This window comes from Bradyrhizobium sediminis, assembly GCF_018736085.1.
GTDB lineage: Bacteria > Pseudomonadota > Alphaproteobacteria > Rhizobiales > Xanthobacteraceae > Bradyrhizobium > Bradyrhizobium sediminis.
This window is the reverse complement of sequence record NZ_CP076134.1, coordinates 1193939-1217460: the sequence shown is the minus strand read 5'-3', so window position 1 is coordinate 1217460 and position 23522 is coordinate 1193939. Positions and strand designations below refer to the sequence as shown.

Sequence of the window (23522 nt, the reverse complement as noted above, 5' to 3'; positions counted from 1 at the left end):
TCCCGGAATGACCGGCTCAAATCGCTTTTGAGGTCAAAGGCATTGTCCCGCAAGCCCGCCAAAACCGCATCGACATTGGTCAGCGTCAAGCAGGCCACGCTGGATCTGTTGCGGGCATTCGGCATCAAGAAAGTGTTCGGCAATCCCGGCTCGACCGAATTGCCGTTCCTCAGCGACTGGCCCGGCGACATCGACTATGTGCTGGGGTTGCAGGAAGCCTCCGTGATCGGCATGGCCGATGGATATGCGCAGGCCACCCGCAACGCCGGCTTCGTCAATCTGCATTCCGCCGCCGGCGTCGGCAACGCGCTCGGCAATATCTATACCGCGCACCGCAACCAGACCCCGCTGGTGATCACGGCTGGCCAGCAGGCGCGCTCGATCCTGCCGCTGCAGGCCTTTCTCTATGCCGAACGCGCATCGGAATTTCCGCGGCCTTACGTCAAATACAGCGTCGAGCCGGCGCGGGCCGAGGACGTCCCGGCCGCAATCGCGCGCGCCTATTACGTGGCGATGCAGCCGCCCTGCGGTCCTACCTTCGTCTCGGTGCCGATCGACGACTGGAGCCATCAGACCCAGGCCATCGAGGCCCGCAGTGTCAGCCGCGAGCTCGGCCCCGACGCCAGCGCGATGAAGGCGCTGGTTGAAGCGCTATCCGCGAGCAGGCGCCCTGCCCTGGTGGTCGGGCCCGGCGTCGACCGCGCGCAAACCGTCGACCTGATGGTGAAGGTTGCGGAGAAGACGAGAGCGTCCGTTTGGGTCAGCCCGTTTTCGGCGCGCTGCAGTTTCCCGGAGCGGCATCCGCAATTCGCGGGCTTCCTGCACGCCTCGCCGGCGCAGCTCTCGGATGCCCTGCGCGAGCATGATCTGGTGGTCGTGATCGGCGCGCCGGTCTTCACCTTCCACGTCGAAGGCCACGCCTCGATCTTCGACGGCGCCACCACGATCTTCCAGATCACCGACGATGCCGATGCGGCTTCGGTTTCGCCTGTTGGCACCAGCATCATCGCGACCATGAAGCCGGCACTGGCGATGCTGCTGGAATGGCTACCCGAGACCAAACGCGCGATTCCGGCCGGCCGGATCGTGCCGCCCGCACCAAAAGCGGCCGATCCGATTCCGGTCGAATACCTGCTGCACGCGCTCTCGTCGGCCATGCCCGGCGACGCCGTGCTGGTGGAGGAAGCCCCGTCGCATCGTCCGGCGATGCAGAAATTCATGCCGATGCGCGGGCAGGACAGTTTTTACACCATGGCAAGCGGCGGCCTCGGCTACAGCCTGCCCGCCGCGGTCGGCATGGCGCTCGGCCGCCCCGGCTGCAGGACGGTCTGCCTGATCGGCGACGGCTCGGCGATGTATTCGATCCAGGCGCTGTGGACCGCGGCGCAGCGCAGGCTGCCGTTGACGGTGGTGGTGATCAACAATGCCGGCTACGGCGCGATGCGCTCGTTCAGCCAGGTCATGCAGGTGCGCAACGTGCCCGGCCTGGACCTGCCCGGTATCGACTTTGTCCGGATCGCGGAAGGCATGGGCTGCGACGCCGTGCGCGTCGACAAATCATCCGATCTCGCGCCCGCTCTGCAGCGCGGCCTCGCACATGACGGCGTCAGCCTGATCGAGGTGATGGTGGATTCCGCGGTGCCGCTGCTCTACGCGCAGAAGAGCTGAGGCCCAACGCTCACGCCGTCATTGCGAGGAGCGTCAGCGACGAAGCAATCCATTCTTTCTTGCCGCTCTATGGATTGCTTCGCTTCGCTCGCAATGACGGCGAGGGCTCCTACTTGCCGTAACTTTCCCGCATCTTCGCCTGGATCTTCGCCATGCCGGCGATCCAGCGATCGTAATCCTCGGTCTTCTTGCGCATGTAGCCCAGCACTTGCGGGTGCGGCAGGATCACGAAGGTCTCCTGTTCGAGCCCCTTCAGCACATCCTGCGCCACCTGTTCCGGCGAGAGATCGCCGTCGCCGGATTGCGGGCCCTTCGGGATCGACCGCAGCATATTGGTGTCGACGCCTTGCGGGCACAGGATCGAAACCTTGATGCCGTCGGCCTTGTGCGAGATCGCAAGGTTCTCCGCAAACCCCACCGCGGCGTGCTTGGTGGTCGAATAGGCCGGGCTTCCAACCTGCGACAGCAGGCCGGCTGCGGAAATCGTGTTGAGGAAATAGCCGCCGCCGCGCGCCTTCATGCGCGGGATCAAATGCCGGGCGGCATAGACATGCGCCATGACATGGATCGCCCAGCTTCGCGCCCAGGGCTCGTCGGAATTGCCGCCGGCATTCACCGACAGCGGATCGAAACCGCCGCCGATGCCGGCGTTGGAGCAGAACAGCGCGATTGGGCCGAACTTCTGCTCGGTCTCCTCGATGACGTGGATGATGTCCTTTTCCTGCCCGACATCGCATTTGAACGCAGCACCATCGACCGAAGCAGCGACGGCTCGCGCATTTGCCACATCGAGATCGGCGACGACGACCTTCGCGGCGCCGGCGCGGTGAAAGGCTTCGCACAGCGCGCGACCGATGCCGTTGGCGCCTCCGGTGACAACCACGACCTTACCCGCCACCTGCATCGCCACGCTCCGAATTGTTTGTTGAAAATCTCAGGTCAGAACCAGATCGAGCACGGCAGTGTAATGGCAGCCCGCGCCCAGCAGCACGAAGCAATGCCAGATCGCGTTCTGGAAACGCAACCGCTGCCACGCATGAAAGATGACGCCGAAACTATACAGCGCGCCGCCCGCGAGCACGAACCACAGCGCCAGGCTCGGCAGCGCCGACACCACCGCATCGTAGAGCATGATGCCGCTCCAGCCCATTGCCAGATAGAGGCCGACCGCGACCCGGTCGTAGCGGCCCGGCAGCGCCAGCTTGAGCACGACGCCGACGATCGCCACGCACCACACCCCGATCAGCAGCACGACCGCGAAGACGCTGTCCTTCAATTCCATGATGATCGGCGTATAGGTCGCCGCGATCAGCACATAGATCGCCGAGTGATCGAAGCGGCGCAGCACCCATTTGGCGCGCGACACCGGCCACAGATTGTAGGTCGCCGACAGCACCAGCATAGCCAACAGCCCGGCGGCGTAGACCGAGACGACAGCCACCTGGAATGCGGTGGCGTAGACCGCGGTCAACACGATCAGCACGGTGGCCGCGACCACGCCGCAGAACACGCCGATGCCGTGCACGACGCCGTCGGCGATCAGCTCGGCCCGATCGTAATTCCAGAGCATGGCGCCGGCCGCATGGACGGAGGTCGAGGCGAGTTGTTTCAATTTGAAGACGGTCATGGCGCCCCGGCAGGCTTCGGTAGCGAAGCGTTAAGACATACCTCCGGGGAGGTCAACGAAGCCGGACTTCTCCGCCGCAATCGCGTCCTAAGTATGAAACTTGATTTTGCCCGGCAAATCGCCACTTTCCCCTCATTCTCCCGCCGACGGCCTCCCTCAAACCGAGCTCTCCCCGCCCGCATGGCCCTCAGTTTTCAAGATATCGTCGAGGAAGCGCGCCTGTCGGCGCGGGCCCTGATGGACTATGGCGACCATTTTTTCAATCCGACGATCCGGCTTGGCGTCACCGGGCTGTCACGCGCCGGCAAGACCGTATTCATCACCGCGCTGATCCATGGCCTCACCCGCGGCGGCCGCTTCCCGATCTTCGAACCGTTCGCAACTGGGCGGATCGCCCGCGCCCGGCTGGAGCCGCAGCCCGACGACGCGGTGCCCCGCTTTGCCTATGAGAACCACGTTCGTACCCTGATCGAGGAGCGGCACTGGCCGAATTCGACGATCGATATCAGCGAGCTCCGGCTCGTGATCGACTACCAGCGGCAGAACGGCGCCGACCGCACGCTGACCCTCGATATCGTCGACTATCCCGGCGAATGGCTGCTCGACTTGCCGCTGCTCAACAAGAGCTACGAGCAATGGTCGGCCGAGAGCCTCGCGCTATCGCGGGAGCCGCTTCGCGCCGGGCTGGCGGCGCCATGGCACGGCCATCTCGCCACCCTGGTCGCGGAAGCGCAGGCAGACGAACAGGCGGCGCTGACGGCCGCGCGGCTGTTCACCGACTATCTGCGCGCCTGCCGCGACGAACGTTTCGCCATGAGCCTGCTGCCGCCCGGCCGCTTCCTGATGCCCGGCAATCTCGCCGATACCCCGGCGCTGACCTTCGCGCCGCTCGACCTGCCGGTTGGCGGGTCAGCCCCCGAGGGATCGCTGTGGGCGATGATGGTCCGGCGTTACGAGGCCTATAAGGACGTCGTGGTCCGTCCGTTCTTCCGCGATCATTTCTCGCGGCTCGACCGCCAAGTCGTGCTGGTCGATGCGCTCTCGGCCTTCAATGCCGGACCGGAAGCGTTGCACGACCTCGAAGCGGCGCTGGCGGGAATCCTGGATTGCTTCAGGATCGGGCGCAGCACCTTTTTGAGCACCCTGTTCCGGCCACGGATCGACCGCATCCTGTTTGCCGCGACCAAGGCCGATCATCTGCATCATTCCAGCCACGACCGCCTCGAGGCGGTGCTGCGGCGAACCGTCGGCAAGGCCGCCGCGCGCGCCGAGGACACCGGCGCCGAGATCGACGTCGTCGCACTGGCCGCAGTCCGCGCCACCCGCGAGGCGCAGGTCGCGCGCGGCCGGGACAAACTGCCTTCGATCCTGGGGACACCCGCCCCCGGCGAGGTCGCAAACGGCGAAACCTTCGACGGCAACACCGAGGTCGCGACCTTTCCCGGCGACCTGCCGGCCGACCCGGAAGACCTGTTCAAGGGCGACGGCGCCTTTCGCGGCCTCTCCAGCGCGTCGGCCGAAAAGACCGACTTCCGCTTTCTTCGCTTTCGTCCGCCCCTGCTCGAGCACGAAGGCACCGAGGAGCCGGCCCTGCCTCATATCCGCCTCGACCGCGCCCTCCAGTTCCTGATCGGAGACAGACTGCAATGAGCGAGCGTCCCCATCACCGGCGGCCGGCGACCTTCAAGCTCGACGACCCCGCCGTCATCGTGACGGATCCGGACGATTCAAGCCGCCCGTCCCGCGGCACCGTGCATGTCAGGCCGGAAGCGGATCCCTCGCTGCTGCCGGTCCCGGTCGAGGCGCCGCTCGTTCCCGTGCAGCGCCGTTTTCGCTGGGGCATGGTGTTCTGGAGCGCGGTCGGTGGGTTGACCCTGCTCGGCCTCGGGCTGGGCGTGACCCGCCTGATCGAAGACCTGTTCGCACGCAGCGAGAGCCTCGGCATTGTCGGACTGGCCTTTGCCATCGCCGCCGCGCTGGCGCTTGCGATCGTTATCGCGCGCGAAGCCTTCGGGCTGGCGCGGCTTGCCACAATCGAAAAACTGCATCTGCGCGCCGGCGCCGTGCTCGTCAGCGACGATCGCACGGAAAGCCGCGCCATCGTCCGCGATCTCCTCGGCCTTGCGCACCAGAACCCGCATCTGGCGCGGGCCCGCGCCGCATTGCAGGGCCATGCCGGCGACATCATCGACGGCGCCGACATGATCCGGCTGGCGGAGCGCGAACTGATGATGCCGCTCGATCAGGAGGCGCGCCGGCTGGTCTCATCGGCCGCGCAGCGCGTCTCGATCGTCACCGCTGTCAGCCCGCGCGCGCTGTTCGACGTGCTGTTTGTCTTCGTGGCGTCGCTGCGGCTGATCCGGCAGCTCGCGCTGCTCTACGGCGGACGGCCGGGCGCGCTCGGCATGCTCAGGCTGATGCGCCACGTCATCGCGCACCTCGCCATCACCGGCGGCATGGCGGCGAGCGACAGCCTGATTCAGCAGGTGCTCGGCCACGGCATCGCGGCCAAGCTGTCGCAGCGGCTCGGCGAAGGCGTCCTGAACGGGCTGCTGACCGCGCGGCTCGGGCTTGCCGCCATCGACGTCACCCGCCCGCTGCCGTTCACCGCCCTGCCGCGTCCCGCGCTCGCGGACCTCGCCAGGGATTTGTTGCGCAAACGCGACGGCGAGGGGTGAGAGATTCCGGCGCGATTTCCTAAGCCAAACAAGAAGGCCACCCCAAGGGATGGCCAGCTTTGATCTTGTTCAGGCCGAGCGCCGGAAATTGCTGCGATCGAGCGGACCAATTATCTTCGGAAGCGCCCGAAGAGAGATGCACTTCTTTCGCGGTCTTTCCTTGAACTCTCATCGCGTTGTGCCGCGGCTCCAATCTCAAGCGCGCTCCCAAGTCATCGAGGACAGGGTTGACCGTTCGGAAGTACGCACGGCTTTCCTGCCGCGGGCGGGGCTGGTCGCGCAACCGGAGGCGGCGGTGGTGGCGCACGCACTACAGGCGGCGGTGGCGGCGGTGCTCGCACCACAGGCGGCGGCGGCGGTGGCGGCGCCCGCACCACAGGCGGCGGTGGTGGCGGTGCCCGCACCACAGGCGGCGGTGGCGGCGGCGCCCGCACCACAGGCGGCGGCGGTGGCGGCGCCCGCACCACAGGCGGCGGCGGTGGCGGTGCTCGCACCACAGGCGGCGGTGGCGGCGGTGCTCGCACCACAGGCGGCGGCGGTGGCGGTGCCCGCACCACAGGCGGCGGCGGTGGCGGCGCCCGCACCACAGGCGGCGGCGGTGGCGGCGCCCGCACCACAGGCGGCGGCGGTGGCGGCGCCCGCACCACAGGCGGCGGCGGTGGCGGCGCTCGCACCACAGGCGGCGGTGGTGGCGAAGTTGGGGGTGTAACCGCAGGTGGCTTCGGCAGCGGTTGACCGCCAGCGCCGGGCGGCGGTTGTCCTGTCAGCGATTTCGGCGCTTGCCCAGGGAGAGTCGTTTGCCCCGGCACAGGGGAAGCCGAGGGAGAAGGCAGCGGCTGACCCGCGACCGGTGGCTTGCCGCTTACTGGCGGCAGCGGTTGACCGCCAGCGCCGGGCAGCGGTTGTCCTGTCAGCGATTTCGGCGCTTGCCCAGGGAGAGTCGTTTGCCCCGGCACAGGGGAAGCCGAGGGAGAAGGCAGCGGCTGACCCGCGACCGGTGGCTTGCCGCTTACTGGCGGCAGCGGTTGACCGCCAGCGCCGGGCAGCGGTTGTCCTGTCAGCGATTTCGGCGCTTGCCCAGGGAGAGGCGTTTGCACCGGCGCAGGTGAAGCCGAGGAAGGAGGCAGCGGTTGACCTGCGACCGGTGGCTTGCCGCTTGCTGGCGGCAGCAGTTGACCGCCAGCGCCGGGCAGCGGTTGTCCTGTCAGCGATTTCGGCGCTTGCCCAGGGAGAGGCGTTTGCACCGGCGCAGGTGAAGCCGAGGAAGGAGGCAGCGGTTGACCTGCGACCGGTGGCTTGCCGCTTGCTGGCGGCAGCAGTTGACCGCCAGCGCCCGGCAGCGGCTGTCCTGTTAGCGCTTTCGGTGCCGGCCCCGGAGGAGCCGTTTGCCCCGGCGGCGAAGGAGAAGGAGTAGCCAGCGGCTGACCCGCGACCGGAGGCTTGCCGATCGCCGGCGGTGCACCGGCAGGCGGCGCCTGACCCGGAGATGGCGTGCTTGGCGGGGTTGTCGTCTGAACCGGGATCGCTTTCGGCGCCACCGATGGCGGCAGCGAAGGTGCGAGCAAAGCGGCAGCGCCCCCGCCGGCGGGAGCAATTTTGCCGCCGGCAACAGGAGGCTGCGGCTGCGACGCGGGGGGTGGCGCCGGCGGTGTAAGTGTCTGGGTCTGTCCGCCTGGCTTGGTAACCGTCACGGTATTGGTCGTGTTGTTGACGATAACCGTGTTGTGGATGTTGTTGTAGATGAAGTTATTCGGCGGCGGCGCGACGTATCGCGGTGGATTGACCCACACCGGTACCGGCGCATAAACCGGAACGGGAAGAACATAGGCATAGACCGGCGGCGGCGGCGGAGCCAACTCCACGAAATAGACCGGTCGCGGCGGCAGGAAAAAAACCGGCGGTGGCGGCGGCGGCGCAAATCCGAAATCCGGATCGTCGAAAACCAGCACCGGCCGTTCAACGTAAATGATCTCTTCCGGCGGCGGCGGAGGCACGTCGTAGCTGATGATTTCGAATCTCGGCGGCGGCTCGAGCGCGGCCGTCAAATATGCCAGCCGGCGTCGCGCATCGTTGGCATGAAAGCCGTTCGGATAACGGCGCAGATACGACCAGTAAGCGGCTGGCGTATCGACGCTCCGACTGCGCCGCCACGTTATGGCCTCGCGGCGAGCTGCAACAATTGCCCGCACGCGGCGAGCCATCGGATCGTTGGGATAGGCAACGAGGAAGTTTTCATAGTCCTGCAGATTGTCGCGATCGAGGGCCGCGAGATAGGCATCCCGCGCGTCAAAATCACGGATCGGTTTCGAGCGGATCGTTGAAGACTGCTCGGGCGAAACCTGGGGCGGAGGCGCATCCGGCGCCCGCTCAAAGAAGTAAAACGGCGCCTGCAGCTTTGAAGCATTCCATGGCACTTGCGCGCCCTTGGTGATCTCGTTCACCCGAAGACGGACCCGGCTGAACAGGTCTGCCACCGGAAGGCCGCCCTCGCGCATCATCTCCGCAAGTGCCTGGGCGTAAGGCGAATACGGACCGGCCTCGTTCTGCACGACCGTTCCCGGCGCCGCGTTGAAGGCGATCAGAGTTCCGGGTTCCGGCTCGACAAGGGCCAACCCGCCCGCAAGCGGGGAGCCGGATTTCGCAAACGGGTTGGCTCGAGCAGCATCAAGAACGATGATGTTTGCCTTGATGCCGAGAGCTGCAAGCGGCTTGGTGTAGTCCGAAATGCGCAACGCCTCGGAGGAGACATTCGCATCACGTGCAATGTTCGCGTCCGTCGGCACAAAGTAGTTTTCGCCTTCCAGCTGCAATCCGTAGCCGCTGAGGTAGACGAATGACACCGTATCGGGGCCTGCCGCGGAGACCTTGGCGATAAAATCGCGGAACGTCTTGCGCAGGGAATCCTGATCGAGGTCGCGAACCCCGACCACGTCGAAGCCGGCAGCCTGAAGGGTTTGCGCGATCAAACCGGCATCGTTGGCGGGTGTCGGAAGGGCTCCCGCTGAGTAATTTGCGTTGCCGACGACCAGCGCGATGCGCGTTTCCGCCGCATGGGCGCTGGCCAAGGCCAAATCCCAGAAAAGAAGCACCGAGAACAAGACCAACAGGAATTTGCGCTGATGCTTCATGAGAATCCCGCGATAAGGAGCCGATGCAGATTATCTAGCTTGCCACTGAACGAGGTCTGAATGGAAGCGGTCAGAAATAAGGCGGGCGGCTGATCTGCCATTTCGTTTGGGCCGCGGAATAGCGGCTGATCATCGCCTGCCAGCACCCGCGGGCGGTAGAGCGGCGAGTCCTTTGGCGGCGACAGCTCCGGCGTCCAGCCGGTGAGTTTTTCAAGCGCATAGGTATCCATCACGATGCCGCGCCAGCTGCGCTCGACCCGTTCGAGCGGCTCCCTGATCGCGGTCGTCGACCGCCATACCGGGCTGATGTTGTCGGGCTCGCGCCCGACATAGAGGCCGGCGTGGCCCCGGATCGCATTCATGCCGGGATCGCGGAAGCCTTCGAACCTGCCGCGCTCGTTGATCTGAATGACCGGCACGCGGTCTTTGAAGAACCAGCGCAGCATGGCGTAGGTCCGGTAGTCCGTGGTGGCGATCCAGGTCGCGCCGGTCTTCTGCAATTGCGCCTGCGCCCGCTCGACCACCTGCTCATAGCCCGCCTCGCCGCCGATCGGGTCGGCCCGGCCGATGAAATTCCAGGGACCGACGACGTAATAGAGAAACACCGCAACGACGAAGATGATCCCGGAGGCGATCGCCACCTTCGCCCAAGCCATCGTTGACTGGATCATCCATGCCGAAAAACCGTCGCGCGGCAGCATCGCGATGTTGATGGCCGCGGCGGCAAATCCGACCGGCCACATGAACATCGGCCAGGTATCGCCGACCCTTAAGGACAGCGATTTCCAGAAGAAGTAACCGAACGGAACGATGACGGCGGTCGACAGCAGAATGGCCACCGCATCGCCCCGGCGGTATCCCCGCCACGCCGTCAGCGCCACGCCCGACAAGACCACCGGCAGCAGGATGAACCCGACCAGCCCGAACTGCAGCCCGATATAGTCCCCGACAGTACGAAGCGACAATGCATGGCTCGCTGTGGCACGCACCAGCTGGAAGCGGAACGAGGCCCAGTCGTGCTGATAGTTCCAGATCAGGACCGGCAGAAACACCACGACCGCAATCAACGCCGCGAGCCACGGATACGGGCTCGCCAGCCAGCGGCCGCGCCATTTCGGCACCAGCATGAAGGCCGCGACCGCCGGAAGCAGCATCACGGCGGTGAATTTCGATGAGAGCGCCAGCCCGGCGAAGACACCCGCGGCCAGCCACCAGCGCGCATCGTTACTCTCGGCGAGCCGGACCAACGCCCAGATCATCGCCACTGCAAACGGGATCATTGCCACGTCGGGCGAGACCTTGGCCATCAGCAGCCCGTAATAGAGCGCGGCCTCCGGCATCAGCAACGCCAGCGCAACCGCGCGGACGTCATGGGTCACGCGCCGGACGATATCGGCAAGCAGGAGCTGCGTGACCAGCATCGCCAGTATGCCGGCAAACCGCACGCCCAGATTGGTGTCGCCGAAGATGGCGGTGCCGAAGCGGATGAACCACGCAATGACGGGGGGATGATCGAGGAAGGACGGCACGCCCTCCTTCGACCAGGTCCAGTAGTAGGCCTCGTCTGTGCGCAGATCGATCGCGCTTGCGTAGATCAACCGCATCGCCGTCATCGCCACGATGACGGCGGCAACCGCGAGCAGTTGCCGAGAGGCAGGACTGGCCAGCCTGGCGCTGGCCTGATCGGGCGGGGTGATCGTCACGGCGCTTTCTCTCCGACTCCGGTGGGGGTGTCAACTTGCAGCAACTCCCCATGGCGTCCGGGCCGTTCCCCCACTAACATCGGCAGAACCGCAGGATTATTCGACAGCACCAGATGGCCTCACTATCCCCGGAAGCGCTCATGAAATTCATCCGCGGCATCAGCGTCCGGCAAATCCGGCTCGGCTGCGGACTGGTATTGTTCGCCTATCTGGTCAGCCACTTCCTCAATCACGCGCTCGGCAATATCTCGATGGAGGCGCTGGCCGATGGGGTCTATTTCCACACCCTGTTCTGGCAATTTCTCCCGGTCGCCATGCTGTTTTACACCGCGGCACTGGTCCATGCCGGTCTCGGCCTCTGGGCGCTCTACGAGCGTCGGCAATTCCGCTGGAAGGCGATCGAGCCCCTGCAACTCGTGCTCGGCCTGAGCATTCCGGCGCTCATCATCACCCACATTGCCGGCGTGCGGCTCGGCCAGACGCTGTTCGCACACGAAAAGCTCTATCCGCAGGTACTTTTTGCGTACTGGATCGTGTGGCCGTACAAGATCTGGCTGATGCTCGCGGTCATGACCGTCGCCTGGGTCCATGGCTGCATCGGTCTTTATTTCTGGCTGCGGATGAAAGCGTTCTACAAGAACGCGGCGCCATTTCTGCTTGCGGCGGCGGTGCTGGTTCCGGCGCTGGCCATGCTCGGGCTCTATCAGGCCGGGCGAACCGTCGTCGACAACGACAGCAAGGAATGGAGGGCGGAAAATCTCACGCCCCGGCAGGTCGGCACACAAGCCGAACAAGCCGTACTGAAGAGCATCGAGGATTATTTCCTGATCGGCTATCTCGGCCTGTTGGGATTTGTGATGTTGGCAAGGGGCGTACGCGCCATCAACGAACGCCGGGCCGGCATGGTCAGCCTGTCCTATGGCAATGGCAAAACGGTTCGCGTGCCGAAGGGGCTCAGCGTGCTCGAGGCCAGCCTGCGCAATAATGTCCCGCATGCCAGCGTCTGCGGCGGGCGCGCCCGCTGCTCCACCTGCCGCATTCGCGTGATCGGCGACTGCGCGTCGCTGCCGGAGCCCTCCAAGCGCGAAGCGTTCGTGCTGAACCGCGTCGGGGCCGGCGCGGATCCGGCCATCCGCCTCGCCTGCCAGCTCAGGCCGGAAGCCGATCTATCCTTCTTCCAGATCTTCCTGCCGCAGATCACGGCGGCGACCTTGCGGACTTCAAGTCCGTCCCGCATCGGCGAGGAACGCTATCTCGTCAGCATGTTCGTGGACATGCGCGGCTCGACCAAGCTCGCGGAAAAGCGGTTGCCGTTCGACACTGTCTTCATCGTCAACCGCTTCCTCGGCGCGGTCTCGCAGGCGGTGATGGAATGCGGCGGTCAGCCCAATCAGTTCGTCGGCGACGGACAGCTGGCGCTGTTCGGACTCGGGACGGATCCGCAAACCGCCTGCCGACAGGCGCTCAAGGCCGCAAGCCTGATCGCCGCCAATATCGACGAATTGAATCAATTTCTCAGCCACGACCTGCAAGAGCCGATCCGCTTCGGCATCGGCATTCACGGCGGCGAGGTGATCATCGGCGACATCGGCTACCGCGATCACATGGTGTTCACCGCGCTCGGCGACGCGGTCAATGTCGCCGCGCGGCTGCAGGATATGACGAAGTCCCTCGCCTGCGAGGCCGTCATTTCGGAAGAAGTTCGCGTCACCGGCGGCCTTGCGGCAGATTGCCTGCCGCAGCACGAAGTCACGATCCGCGGCCGCGCCGAGCCGATGATCGTCCGCGCTGTCGCTGATGCAAAGACGCTGTCTGCGTTGGTTAGTGAATTGAACGCTATCGCGGCCTGATTGCCGCGTGACATCGCTGTGTGATGTTTTTCACACCTGAATAGTCGTTCAGAAAATTGTCTCCGAGCCACATGCTGTTTTCTCGAACCGCGCTCCCGAGGGCAGCGACTGATGTGCGATGGGTAAGACTGAAACCGTAACTATCAACCCGCGCCACGGCGCACATTCAGGAGAACGACCAATGCTTCGCAAACTCTCTCTCGCCCTCGTTGCAGCAGCATCCCTCGGCGCGATGGCGCTGGCTCCCACCTCCGCTTCGGCGGGATGGAAGGGCGGATGGCCTCATCATCATCACCACCACCACCACGGTCTTGGTTTCGGCATCGGCTTCATCGGTGGCGGCTATGGCGGCGAAGGCTGCTACCAGACTCGCCGCGTTTGGACCCCGTACGGCTATCGCTTTCGCGTCGTCAACGTCTGCGCCTGGTAAGGGGAACGTCGGTTTCGCTCAGCTCAAAAAATCCCGGTCGCCTCAGGCGGCCGGGGCTTCCTTTTCTCCGGATCGTCGATCATCCGCGACGACCGGCTGAATCCCGGTTGCCAACGAACCTTGGGCATCCGTCCCCAAGTGCAACGGGCGGCCGTTGTTTGACAGTTCAAGCAACCGGAACCCGCCACGTATGGCGTTGTTCCGCGGCACAAAATGAGCGGGAAACCTGCAAAAAGCACGAATGCGCCGCGATATCGTTCGTTTCCGCCGAAATCAAGAGGAGGTTTGAGCTATCAAGCGTGCCCCATCCGGCGTATCGTGGGTTATCGGGCAGCCGGTTTGCGGGGACCGGCGGCCCGTTTTTATTTTTGATCCCGCGGAGACGACGTGATGGCTAAGGGTACTGTGAAGTGGTTCAACGCGACCAAGGGTTTTGGATTCATCCAGCCCTCGAGTGGCGGCAAAGACGTTTTCGTTCATATTTCGGCGGTCGAGAAAGCCGGCCTTTCGACGCTCAACGAAGGGCAGACGGTGGAATACGAAGAGGTTGCCAATCGCGGCAAGACCTCGGCCGAAAACCTCAAGGTTTGAGGCTGGGAGCGCGGTCCGCAACAGCGCACTCTCGGACTTGATCCGGGAGTGAAACTGCCAAGAACATCTCAAAAGAACCGAGTGCCATGGGCAGGAGCGGGCATCGCTCTTGCGCGAATTGGAATCGGCGCAGAACGCGCTGGTTCGCTCAATCTTCCTTGACCCATTTTTCAACCGTCATGACGTCCGGCAGCTGCGCGTAGCCGCGCGGCCACATGTCGACGACCCATTCGACCCGGGTCGCGCGGTCGACCAGCACCGCGGTGTTGTGCGGCGTCTGCAGCACCAGCGCGTTGCCCCGGTAGCGCGGGTCGCCGATGGCGTGATGCTTGAGCAGGCCCCATTGCTGCAGCACCAGCAGCAGGCTGGTGGTGTTGCGAGTGGTGTCCCAGCAATCGTAATTGTGCTTGTCGTCGAAGTAGCGGAAATCCGCCTTGGCGACGCGTCTGTCGGTTCCGAGGATCGGCCCCATGCGGCGATCGAACCAGACCACCGCCTTCTGCACCGCCGCCCGTTCCGCCGCGGCCGAGGCGCGGCCCGCCGCCATGATCTGCGTCAGGGCGTTGCGGTCGTTGGCGGTGAAATCGAGTATCTCACGGCGTCGGCACACGAATCCGTAGCAAACCGTCATGCGCTGCGCCGTGGGAGGAAAAATCGACACCGTGCTGTAGAGCGCCGCGACCGGCGCGCTCAGTTCCGCCGCCATTGCCGGCGAGGCCGCGGTAAACACCAAACCCAGAAGGCATGCGGCTGAACTGCAAAACCCCGAGGTCTTGCCCGGTCGGCCGGATCGTTTCCGCCTCTCCGTCAGCGCCATCGCCTGCCACGGTTCAAACCGAAAAATCCCGCGAAAACTAACGCGGCGGTTCCACGGTGCCAAGATCGGCTGCATGATAGCACCCGGAAATCTTCAGGTCGCGTGGTCATGGCATTGGAACCCCTGCCCCTTCCGTCCTTTGAGGCGGCCTACGCGCCGAACGACGGCGCCATGGCGGCGCGGCTTCTCGCCGCGGCAGCGTTGAGCGCGGAACAGGATGCGCGGATCGACCGCACCGCGACGCGCCTGATCGGCGCCATCCGCGCCCATGACGACCGGCTCGGCGGCGTCGAGGACATGCTTCGCGAATTCGCGCTCTCCACCAAAGAGGGGTTGGCGCTGATGGTGCTGGCGGAAGCCCTGCTGCGCGTGCCCGACAGCCGCACCGCCGACCAGTTCATCGAGGACAAGCTCGGCCAGGGTGACTTCATCCACCACGAGACCAGATCCAGCGCGTTCCTGGTCAATGCCTCGGCATGGGCGCTGGGGATGTCGGCGCGCGTCATTCAGCCCGGCGAAACCCCACAAGGCACGATCGGGCGCCTCGCCAAGCGGCTCGGGATTCCCGCGGTGCGCGCCGCCACCCGGCAGGCGATGCGGCTGATGGGCAGCCATTTCGTGCTGGGCGAAACCATCGAGGCCGCGCTGGCGCGGGCGCATGCCTCCCTTGCCACGCGCTATTCCTTCGACATGCTCGGCGAAGGCGCGCGCACCGCCGCCGACGCCGAGCGCTATTTCAATTCCTATGCGAGCGCGATCGAGACCATCGGCCGCGTCGCCGATTCCCGGCCGCTGCCCGACCGCCCTGGCATCTCGGTCAAACTCTCCGCCCTGCATCCGCGCTTCGAGGCGGTGAGCAGGCGGCGGGTGATGGCGGAACTGGTGCCGCGGCTGATCGATCTGGCGCGCCGCGCCCGTGACTTCGACCTCAATTTCACCGTCGATGCCGAGGAAGCCGACCGGCTGGAACTGTCGCTCGAGGTGATCGCAGCCGCGTTCAGCGACGCCTCGCTGAAGGGCTGGGACGGTTTTGGGTTGGCGATCCAGGCCTATCAGAAGCGCGCCGAGGCAGTGACCGCCTATGCCGACGAACTGGCACGCGCGCTGAACCGGCGGATGATGCTGCGGCTGGTCAAGGGCGCCTATTGGGACACCGAGATCAAGCGCGCGCAGGAGCGCGGCCTCGACGGCTATCCGGTGTTTACCCGCAAGGCGATGACCGACCTGAACTACGTGGCCTGCGCGCAAAAGCTGCTGGCGCTGCGGCGGCGCATCTTCCCGCAATTCGCCACCCACAATGCGCTGACGGTGGCGACCGTTCTCGAGCTGGCCGGCGGTGAAGACGGATTCGAGTTTCAGCGGCTGCACGGCATGGGCGAGGCGCTGTATGCGCAATTGCGCGAGGATCGCCCCAGGATCGCCTGTCGCACCTATGCGCCGGTCGGAAGCCACCGCGATCTGCTGGCCTATCTGGTGAGGCGTCTGTTGGAGAACGGCGCCAATTCTTCTTTCGTGGCGGCCGCCGCCGACGATGCCGTGCCGGTGGCCACGCTGCTGCATCGCCCGGCCGATATCCTCGGCACAGCCGGCAACGCGCGGCACCCGAATATTCGCGCTCCCCGCGATCTCTATCAGCCGCAGCGGCAAAACTCGCGCGGTATGGAGTTCGGCGATCGGGCGGCCTTGAGCGAGTTGGTTTCGGCCGTCGCTGCGGAGGTTAGCCTTGAGGCAGGAAGCATCGTCGATGCGACGCCGGAACAGGTGGACGCCGCGATGTCCGCCGCGCGGGAGGGATTCAAGCACTGGAGCCGGACGCCGGCGGATCACCGCGCGAGACTTCTCGAACAGGCCGCCAACCTGCTGGAGCAGAGAGCCGCTCATTTCATCGCGCTGTTGCAGCGCGAGGGCGGCAAGACCCTCGACGACGCGCTTTCGGAAGTCCGCGAGGCGGTCGATTTCTGCCGCTACTACGCCGCCGAGGGCCGCGAACTGTTTGGCCAGGACAAGACCTTGCCGGGACCGACCGGCGAGAGCAATCGCTTGCGGCTGCGCGGCTGCGGCGTCTTCGTCGCGATATCGCCGTGGAATTTTCCGCTGGCGATCTTTGTCGGCCAGGTCTCGGCCGCCCTGATGGCCGGCAACGCGGTAGTGGCGAAACCCGCCGAACAGACGCCACTGATCGCGGCCGAGGCGGTTCGCCTGCTGCACGAGGCCGGCGTGCCCTCCTCGGCGCTGCATCTGCTTCCCGGCGACGGCAGCATCGGCGCGGCGCTGGTCGCGCATGAAGGCGTCGCCGGCGTCGTCTTCACCGGCTCGACCGAGGTCGCGCGGTCGATCAATCGCCGGCTCGCCGCCAAGGACGGCCCGATCGTTCCGCTCATCGCGGAGACCGGCGGCATCAATGCGATGATCGTGGATGCCACCGCGCTGCCCGAGCAGGTCGCCGACGACGTCGTGACCTCGGCATTCCGCTCGGCCGGCCAGCGCTGCTCGGCGCTGCGCCTCCTGTTCATGCAGGACGACGTCGCCGACCGCATGATCGAGATGATAGCGGGCGCCGCCCGCGAATTGGCAATCGGCGATCCGCGCGACCCGGCCACCCATGTCGGGCCGGTAATCGATGCCGAGGCGAAGCAGCGGCTGGAGGCGCATATCGCGCGCATGAAGAGCGAGGCCCGCGAGCATTTTGCGGGCGCCGCTCCCGACGGCAACTACGTCGCGCCGCACATTTTCGAGCTGTCGAGCGCGGATCAACTGACCGAGGAAGTATTCGGACCCGTGCTGCATGTGGTGCGCTATCCAGCGGATCGGCTCGATGACGTGCTGCAATCGGTGGAACGCTCCGGCTATGGACTGACGCTCGGCATTCACTCGCGGATCGACGACACCATCGAGGACGTGATCGACCGGCTCCAGGCCGGCAACATCTACGTCAACCGCAACATGATCGGTGCCGTGGTCGGCGTGCAGCCGTTCGGCGGCCATGGCCTGTCCGGCACCGGCCCCAAGGCCGGCGGGCCGCATTACCTGGCCCGATTTGCGACCGAACAGACGGTGACCGTGAATACGGCGGCGGCCGGCGGCAATGCGGCGCTGATGTCGGATGGGGAGTAGAGCAGAGGTTTTTCCGTCATTGCGAGGAGCCAACGGGTCGCGCTAACGCGCGCCCGATGACAGGCTCCGCGACGAAGCAATCCATCTTTCCCCGTTGCAGCTATGGATTGCTTCGCGGAGTTTATCATCGGGCGGCGCTTCGCGCCGACCCGTTGGCTCGCAATGACGGGGAATCTGCCGTTGCATCGCTCACCCAACATGGTTCAAATGGCGTTCGATCCTGATCGATCGCAGCAATAATTCCAGCACACGGACAAAACCAACAAAAGGCACGGGAGCGACGGCATGATGGAAAAAGGCATTTTCGAAGGCCTCAAGGTTCTGGATTGCGCGAGTTTCATCGCAGCGCCGGCGGCCGCGACCGTGCTGTCCGACTTCGGCGCCGACGTGATCAAGATCGAACCGCCGGGTTCCGGCGATCCCTACCGCAACCTGCCGAACCTGCCGGGCTATCCCGCCAGCCAGCATAATTTCGCGTGGCTGCTGGAAGCCCGCAACAAGAAGAGCCTCGCGCTCGATCTCTCGAAGCCGGAAGGCCAGGCGGTGCTGCATCGCCTCGCGGCCGAGGCCGACGTCTTCATCACCAATTTTCCGCCCGCGGTGCGCGAACGGCTCGGATTGACCCATGCCCAGCTGGCCCCGCTCAACGAGCGGCTGATCTACGCGTCGTTCACCGGCTACGGCGAAAAGGGCGAAGAGGCCAACAAGCCCGGCTTCGACAGCAACGCCTATTGGGCGCGCTCGGGCCTGATGGATCTGGTGCGCGCGGATGAAAACACCACGCCGGCGCGCTCGGTCGCCGGCATGGGCGACCATCCCTGCGCGATGGCGTTTTACGGCGCCATCGTCACCGCGCTCTACAAGCGCGAACGCACCGGCAAAGGCTCGCATGTCAGCTCCAACCTGATGGCCAACGGCGTCTGGGCCGCCTCGGTGCTGGCGCAGGCCAAGCTCTGCGGCGCGAAATTCGGCGAGCGCCGTCCCCGCGAGCACGCGCTCAACGCGGTCACCAATCACTACAAATGCAAGGATGGACGCTGGATCATCCTGTCGCTGCTCAACGAAGAGCGGCAGTGGCCGGCGCTGGCGCGCTGCATCGGCCGGGAGGATTTCATCACCGACGAGCGGTTCGCCACCAAGCCCGGCCGCCACGCGCGTTCGCTGGAGCTGATCAAGATCTTCGACGAGATCTTCGCCACCAGGACCCTCGCCGAGTGGCGGCGGATCCTCGACGGCAATGGCCTAGTGTTCGGCGTGGTCGGCATTCTCGACGACATTCCCAACGACAGGCAGATGCTGGACAACGAGGTGCTGGTGCCGTTCGAGAACGACACCATGCTGACCATCAGCAGCCCGATCTGGGTCGACGGCAGCAAGAAGGTCCAGCCGCGCAAGCCGCCCGGGATCGGCGAGCACAGCGACGAGATTTTGCGCAAGGCGGGCTACGACGATGCGGCGATCCGGCAGTTGCGGGCGTCGGGCGCGGTGGCGTGAAGGACTCGAGGGTCAGCAGTACACCGCGGCTTATCGATTCCATCACTGAGGTCTCTCGGATACTGGATCACCCGCTTTCGCTACCGGCTCCTGACGAAGCACATTCCCATCCGCGATGTCTTGCCGGCAGGCTGGCAGGCGAGACCCTTGGCGCAGGTCCAGGCGCGGAAGCTCGGGTCGTTGTCAGCGGCCTTCGCGCTTTGCTGGTAACAATGCGCGCCCCAGCCGTCGTAATAGCCGGTGCCCGCGAGTTCTCCGAGGAATTCCGACCTCGTGCGTAGTTGCGGGCGTCCGGAAAAACCGCGTGAATAATCCGGGCTGCTGCCCCATTTAAGCGAGTTGAGAATATCGCGTCGCCGAATCTGATCGCCAAAGAAATGCGGCGACGCCGGCACGACCGTCGCGTTCGAAGGTTGGGCCGCCATCCAGTCGACACCCGGGAAATGGAAGCCGCCGATACCGCGCGTCTGATGACAACCCGAACAGGTGACATCGTTCAATCGGCGCGCGAAGCCGGCCACCGAGCGGATGTTGGCCGGTGTCACCCCGGCCTCCGCAGCTTTCCTGAGCGCAGCAACGACGTCGCTTTCGCTGAACACGGGGGGCGCCCCGGCGCCCTCGCCCTGCACCAGACCGAATGCCGGCTGCAGTTCCGACGGATCGAAGCCGACCGGCGTGGCGGCGATCGCCGCCTTGGCCAGAAACCGTTCGGGTATCAGAATCGTGCCGCGATCGAACTCATTGAAACGTCTGGGATCGAGCAGCCAGGCCTTGAAGTCATGCGCGAGATTCCGGTCGGCCAGAATCCGCGTCCGATCGATCTGGTTTTCCATCGGCGCCTCCTCGAACACGCGCGCCCTTGGATCGAAGCGAAACACCTTCAACAGATAGTCGGTCCGGAAATCGCGCACCGACGATTTCGGCGCATGGGCGATCTGAAGATTGGTCTCGATACGGTCGACATCGGCAGGCTCGACGAATTCGAGTGGTCCGCCCGCCGACATCAGCCTGATCGCAAGTTCTGCGCCGGTCTGTCGCCATTCGGCCGAAGCGAGCCAGCGCCGGGCGATCTCCTTGCAGGCGATGGCGATACCGCCGGGAACCAGTTGCTTCTTCTCGCCCTTCGCCCGCAGCACCACGTTCAACGTCACCGGCAGCCGGGACGATTGCGCGCTCTCGACTGCCTCCGCATCGCCTGCGCGCGTGAGCCGGTAGATCAGCCGGATCTCGCCGCAGGTTTCCGGTGACACATAGGCCCGGTCCATCCGGTTGACGATGCCTGCCAGAACGAACCGCGCGCGACGGGAATAGAGCAGGTCGCGATCGAACATCTGCCAGTCATGGGACGCGCCGACGCCGATGGTTTCGCCCGGCAGGCTGGCACGATGGCGCGCCACATAACGCTCGAATTCACCATCGAGCGCCCGGCGGACCGGAGCCATCGACGGCAAGGCGAACAGTTCATCGTTGAGGATGGGAGCGGCGGCCGATCCTGCCGGCGCGACGAACGGACGCAAACCGAATCCGGCACGGTCGAGCCGGTCCGGCCGGTGCTCACGGAGATCGAGTTCGCGCAATGCCAGGGGATCGGTGACCGCGGCGCCACGCTCCAGCGCCGCGCCTTCGACGGCATGCGCAGGCAAACCGCTGCACAGCAAGACAAGGATGATGAAAAAGAATTGCAACGCGCGGCCCATACCCTGACAAACACCGCGTCAGAGACCTCATTCCAGGCGTCTTGCGGGCGGCGTCTTCCGGTCAGGAAACTAGCCGAAGAGCGGACGGCATGTCTCGCCGCAATCCGCATCCAGTCAGGCCGATCGCTTCACGTCGCGGTGAAGCGATCGGGATCATGCGCTAGCGCGCGACGACGAGGCCCTTGCTGGTCACGACCACCCAGCGGCCGTCCTGCTTGCGGATCGCATCGATCCGGCCGAGGCCCGGCACGGGATCGCCGGCATAGACTTCGTAGATCCCCTGTCGTCCCTCGATCAGGGCACCGCCATGGGCGACATCGCGCAGCACCCAGCCTTCGACCGTCGGCAACCTCGCCAACTCGGGCTTGGGCACGGGCAACGGAACGGGTGCGGCGACCGCCGGGGGCGAGATCGAGCCGGTGACGTCCCTGGCCGCGGCCGGCGCGGCGGCGACTGGCACCGGAACGGCGCGAAGTTTTTCCACGGCTTCGCTCAGCTTGGCGAGCTTGGCGGCCGGCTCCGCCTGCGCCCTCTCGACCTTGTCGAGACGGTCGCTGGTCTTGTTGTACTGGCTCAGGCCGGCCTTGGAGGTCTGCTCGACGCCGGCCTTCAGGGCCAGGAGATCTGCATCGATCCGCGCAACGGAGGCTTCGAGAACCGGATTGCTCGATGCGGTCGAGCCTGCGCCGGCAAAATGCATCACACCCGCGGTCGCCAGCGCGCCGCCGAGCGCGCCCGCCACCGCCGCCAGCGCCACCACGGCCGCCAAGGCGGAGACCCGGCGCTTGCCGAACATTCCGGCGTTCGGCTCGGACTCGATTTCCGGACCACTGCCCTTGCCGTCCCAGGCGCGGTCGCCGGCCGAGATGATCATGACCTTGCCGGGGGAGCGCGGCGCGTCCGCCTTGAGCGCCTCTGCCTTCGGGGTTTCGGGCTTGGGGATTTCAGCCTTGGGAGTTTCAGCCTTGGGAGTTTCAGCTTTGGGAGCTTCAGCTTTGGCCGCGTCCAGCTTGGCGGCTTCGCCCTGCCCGGGCGCGAGACCGGGAGATTCGACCTCGGTTGCCGCCTTCAGCGTTTCCGGCGCCGCCGCGGATGAGTTGGGAGCGGCCGGCCCGGCACTGACGGATCCGGATTCACCGCTGGTCTGCTCGGCCTGTTGTTCGCTCACGTTCAAAATCTCCAGTAAAGGTTGACCATTTGGTAACTTTCATTGCTTGCGAAATCGTTACCGGGCGGGGCCTTACGAAAATTTTAGGAACTCGTCGGAGCCGGTTTTCGCCCCCGCGGGCGAAGCAGGCCGGCGGCGGCGGTTCGAGCCTGGCTCATGTTGCTCTGCAGTATCCACCCGGACCGTCCCGATACGTCGTAGGCGTCGCCTCATTTCCGGACTACCATGACCATGGCGACCAGCCAGAAGGCGGGGTGCTCCATGGCCATCGAGAAATGCATCAACGAGTTTGATGTCGATGACGTCATTTTTGAGGAAGGCTCGACCGGGCGCGAGCTGTTCGTGGTGCTCGAGGGCAAGGTCGACATCGCCAAGATCAACAGCGCCAGCAAGACCGTCATCGTCACGCTGGGCAAGGGCGAATTCTTCGGCGAGATGGCGGTCATCGACGGTTCGGCCCGCTCGGCGACCGCGATATCCGCAGCCCCCAACACAAGGGTGATGCGGATCAACCACGCCCGCTTCGTCTACCTGGTCAGCCAGCAGCCGGCGTTCGCGCTGATGATCATGGACGCGCTCAGCAGGCGCTTGCGGGCCTCCAACGCGGTCACTTTCCGGACGGCCAACCCATGAGCGACCGCAAGCCAAGCCCGTTTCCGATCCTCCTGAACAACGACGTCTGTTCGCTGATCCAGGCGGCCGAGGACGTCTACCAGATCCGCTTCAAGAACCGCGCCGCCAACGCCTATCTGGTGCGCGGCAAATCCCGCACCGTCATGATCGACGTCGGGCTGTCGTCGAATTATCCGGCGCTGCTGGAATGCCTCCATCACGTCGGCTGCCCGCCCGACAAGATCGACCTGGTGGTGCTGAGCCACGAGCATCTCGATCACATCGGCGCGGCCTATCATTTCCACGGCCGCACCATCATCGCCGCGCACCGGCTCGCCGCCAACAAGATCATGCTGCGCGACGATTTCTCGATGCTGCGCAAGATGTTCAACGAGCCGCCGGTGCCGATCAACATCGATATCTGGCTGGAGGAAGGCAACCTGATCGACCTCGGCAATTTCCGCCTCAACGTGATGTACACGCCGGGCCACACCTCGGCCTGCATCAGCCTGTTCGATCAGGACCAGGGACTGTTGTTCGCCTCCGACACCCTGATGCCCGGCGGGGTGATGGGCGGCGTGTTCGGATCGGGCAGCATCGCCGACTACATCCAGTCGCTGGAGCGGCTGAAGGGTCTGAATTCGAAGATCCTGCTGTCCGGACACGGCCGGCTGTCGGATACCCCGCAGGACGACGTCCGGATCGCGATTCAGCGCTCGCACGGGCTGTTGTCCGACACCGCGCAACTGTTCGACGCGCTCGACGCGCGCTCGAATTTCGAGCCGATCATGCAATCGGTGCGCGACCTCAACAAGCTCGACGACGGCTGAGGCCTAACGGTTCTGATTGCATCAGAACCGAGGCTCTATTCTTTGTTCTGACGCGTTTTCTTCACGCGAACCGGTATGCACTTCGCTCGAAAACGCTACGGTGCCTCCATCCGTT

Annotated in this window: 17 protein-coding genes; 10 read left to right on the top strand and 7 right to left on the bottom strand. The window is 65.2% G+C overall.

Annotated features, from left to right (window positions below):
- Positions 1–42: 42 nt before the first annotated feature.
- Positions 43–1668 carry a benzoylformate decarboxylase gene (mdlC, locus tag KMZ29_RS05825; RefSeq protein ID WP_215622839.1) on the top strand — a complete coding sequence of 542 codons (1626 nt, stop codon included), beginning with the start codon at positions 43–45 and terminating at the stop codon, positions 1666–1668.
- Positions 1669–1777: 109 nt separating this feature from the next.
- Here mdlC and KMZ29_RS05820 read toward each other — a convergent pair whose 3' ends face one another.
- Both KMZ29_RS05820 and trhA read right to left on the bottom strand, forming a co-directional pair.
- Positions 1778–2572 carry an SDR family oxidoreductase gene (locus KMZ29_RS05820; RefSeq protein ID WP_215622838.1) on the bottom strand — a complete coding sequence of 265 codons (795 nt, stop codon included), beginning with the start codon at positions 2570–2572 and terminating at the stop codon, positions 1778–1780.
- A 30-nt stretch (positions 2573–2602) separates the two neighbouring features.
- Positions 2603–3295, bottom strand: a complete 693-nt coding sequence (gene trhA / locus KMZ29_RS05815; RefSeq protein ID WP_215622837.1) for a PAQR family membrane homeostasis protein TrhA — start codon at positions 3293–3295, stop codon at positions 2603–2605.
- A 180-nt stretch (positions 3296–3475) separates the two neighbouring features.
- Here trhA and KMZ29_RS05810 point away from each other — a divergent pair, with 180 nt between their 5' ends.
- Positions 3476–4945 carry a YcjX family GTP-binding protein gene (locus KMZ29_RS05810; protein WP_215622836.1) on the top strand — a complete coding sequence of 490 codons (1470 nt, stop codon included), beginning with the start codon at positions 3476–3478 and terminating at the stop codon, positions 4943–4945.
- A complete protein-coding gene (locus KMZ29_RS05805; RefSeq protein WP_215622835.1) occupies positions 4942–5973 on the top strand; it encodes a YcjF family protein in 1032 nt (343 codons plus the stop codon). The genes KMZ29_RS05810 and KMZ29_RS05805 overlap by 4 nt, the downstream gene beginning before the upstream one ends.
- 212 nt (positions 5974–6185) lie before the next feature.
- Here KMZ29_RS05805 and KMZ29_RS26920 read toward each other — a convergent pair whose 3' ends face one another.
- Together KMZ29_RS26920 and KMZ29_RS05795 are read right to left on the bottom strand one after the other, a co-directional pair.
- Positions 6186–9101, bottom strand: a complete 2916-nt coding sequence (locus KMZ29_RS26920; RefSeq protein ID WP_215622834.1) for a caspase family protein — start codon at positions 9099–9101, stop codon at positions 6186–6188.
- Positions 9098–10714: a glycosyltransferase family 39 protein gene (locus tag KMZ29_RS05795; RefSeq protein ID WP_215624157.1), complete on the bottom strand. Its 1617-nt coding sequence runs from the start codon at positions 10712–10714 to the stop codon at positions 9098–9100. Before KMZ29_RS05795 ends, KMZ29_RS26920 begins: the two co-directional genes overlap by 4 nt.
- 203 nt (positions 10715–10917) lie before the next feature.
- Between KMZ29_RS05795 and KMZ29_RS05790 the strand changes: the two genes are divergently transcribed.
- The 3 genes from KMZ29_RS05790 to KMZ29_RS05780 all read left to right on the top strand — a co-directional run bounded on the left by KMZ29_RS05790 (position 10918) and on the right by KMZ29_RS05780 (position 13675).
- Positions 10918–12654, top strand: coding sequence for an adenylate/guanylate cyclase domain-containing protein (locus KMZ29_RS05790; RefSeq protein WP_215622833.1), 1737 nt, complete (start codon positions 10918–10920; stop codon positions 12652–12654).
- Positions 12655–12835: 181 nt separating this feature from the next.
- Positions 12836–13084, top strand: a complete 249-nt coding sequence (locus KMZ29_RS05785; RefSeq protein ID WP_215622832.1) for a hypothetical protein — start codon at positions 12836–12838, stop codon at positions 13082–13084.
- A gap of 390 nt (positions 13085–13474) precedes the next feature.
- Entirely contained in the window at positions 13475–13675 is a 201-nt protein-coding gene (locus tag KMZ29_RS05780) for a cold-shock protein (RefSeq protein ID WP_079600225.1), read from the top strand.
- 148 nt (positions 13676–13823) lie between these two features.
- Here the strand turns inward: KMZ29_RS05780 and KMZ29_RS05775 are convergent, their stop codons facing one another.
- Positions 13824–14381 (bottom strand): hypothetical protein, encoded by a 558-nt coding sequence (locus tag KMZ29_RS05775; protein WP_215622831.1) that lies wholly within the window; start codon positions 14379–14381, stop codon positions 13824–13826.
- Between the two features lie 219 nt (positions 14382–14600).
- Between KMZ29_RS05775 and putA the strand changes: the two genes are divergently transcribed.
- Positions 14601–17606, top strand: a complete 3006-nt coding sequence (gene putA / locus KMZ29_RS05770) for a bifunctional proline dehydrogenase/L-glutamate gamma-semialdehyde dehydrogenase PutA (RefSeq protein WP_369810079.1) — start codon at positions 14601–14603, stop codon at positions 17604–17606.
- A 288-nt stretch (positions 17607–17894) separates the two neighbouring features.
- On the top strand, positions 17895–19100 hold the full coding sequence (locus KMZ29_RS05765) for a CaiB/BaiF CoA transferase family protein (RefSeq protein ID WP_215624155.1): 1206 nt from the start codon (positions 17895–17897) through the stop codon (positions 19098–19100).
- A gap of 80 nt (positions 19101–19180) precedes the next feature.
- Here KMZ29_RS05765 and KMZ29_RS05760 read toward each other — a convergent pair whose 3' ends face one another.
- Positions 19181–20797: a hypothetical protein gene (locus tag KMZ29_RS05760; RefSeq protein WP_215622830.1), complete on the bottom strand. Its 1617-nt coding sequence runs from the start codon at positions 20795–20797 to the stop codon at positions 19181–19183.
- A gap of 160 nt (positions 20798–20957) precedes the next feature.
- Complete coding sequence (locus KMZ29_RS05755) at positions 20958–21965, bottom strand: hypothetical protein (RefSeq protein WP_249779835.1); 1008 nt, start codon at positions 21963–21965, stop codon at positions 20958–20960.
- Between the two features lie 261 nt (positions 21966–22226).
- Between KMZ29_RS05755 and KMZ29_RS05750 the strand changes: the two genes are divergently transcribed.
- Positions 22227–22598 carry a Crp/Fnr family transcriptional regulator gene (locus tag KMZ29_RS05750; RefSeq protein ID WP_215622828.1) on the top strand — a complete coding sequence of 124 codons (372 nt, stop codon included), beginning with the start codon at positions 22227–22229 and terminating at the stop codon, positions 22596–22598.
- A complete protein-coding gene (locus KMZ29_RS05745) occupies positions 22595–23407 on the top strand; it encodes an MBL fold metallo-hydrolase (RefSeq protein ID WP_215622827.1) in 813 nt (270 codons plus the stop codon). The genes KMZ29_RS05750 and KMZ29_RS05745 overlap by 4 nt, the downstream gene beginning before the upstream one ends.
- The last annotated feature ends 115 nt before the right edge of the window (positions 23408–23522 follow it).

Bases quoted from the DNA above. Each gene is read 5' to 3' on its own strand.
- KMZ29_RS05820 (WP_215622838.1), bottom strand. From the start codon at position 2,572: ATGCAGGTGGCGGGTAAGGTCGTGGTTGTCACCGGAGGCGCCAACGGC.
- trhA (WP_215622837.1), bottom strand. From the start codon at position 3,295: ATGACCGTCTTCAAATTGAAACAACTCGCCTCGACCTCCGTCCATGCG.
- KMZ29_RS05810 (WP_215622836.1), top strand. From the start codon at position 3,476: ATGGCCCTCAGTTTTCAAGATATCGTCGAGGAAGCGCGCCTGTCGGCG.
- KMZ29_RS05805 (WP_215622835.1), top strand. From the start codon at position 4,942: ATGAGCGAGCGTCCCCATCACCGGCGGCCGGCGACCTTCAAGCTCGAC.
- KMZ29_RS26920 (WP_215622834.1), bottom strand. From the start codon at position 9,101: ATGAAGCATCAGCGCAAATTCCTGTTGGTCTTGTTCTCGGTGCTTCTT.
- KMZ29_RS05795 (WP_215624157.1), bottom strand. From the start codon at position 10,714: ATGACGGCGATGCGGTTGATCTACGCAAGCGCGATCGATCTGCGCACA.
- KMZ29_RS05790 (WP_215622833.1), top strand. From the start codon at position 10,918: ATGGCCTCACTATCCCCGGAAGCGCTCATGAAATTCATCCGCGGCATC.
- KMZ29_RS05785 (WP_215622832.1), top strand. From the start codon at position 12,836: ATGCTTCGCAAACTCTCTCTCGCCCTCGTTGCAGCAGCATCCCTCGGC.
- KMZ29_RS05780 (WP_079600225.1), top strand. From the start codon at position 13,475: ATGGCTAAGGGTACTGTGAAGTGGTTCAACGCGACCAAGGGTTTTGGA.
- KMZ29_RS05775 (WP_215622831.1), bottom strand. From the start codon at position 14,381: ATGGCGGCGGAACTGAGCGCGCCGGTCGCGGCGCTCTACAGCACGGTG.
- putA (WP_369810079.1), top strand. From the start codon at position 14,601: ATGGCATTGGAACCCCTGCCCCTTCCGTCCTTTGAGGCGGCCTACGCG.
- KMZ29_RS05765 (WP_215624155.1), top strand. From the start codon at position 17,895: ATGGAAAAAGGCATTTTCGAAGGCCTCAAGGTTCTGGATTGCGCGAGT.
- KMZ29_RS05760 (WP_215622830.1), bottom strand. From the start codon at position 20,797: ATGGGCCGCGCGTTGCAATTCTTTTTCATCATCCTTGTCTTGCTGTGC.
- KMZ29_RS05750 (WP_215622828.1), top strand. From the start codon at position 22,227: ATGGCCATCGAGAAATGCATCAACGAGTTTGATGTCGATGACGTCATT.
- KMZ29_RS05745 (WP_215622827.1), top strand. From the start codon at position 22,595: ATGAGCGACCGCAAGCCAAGCCCGTTTCCGATCCTCCTGAACAACGAC.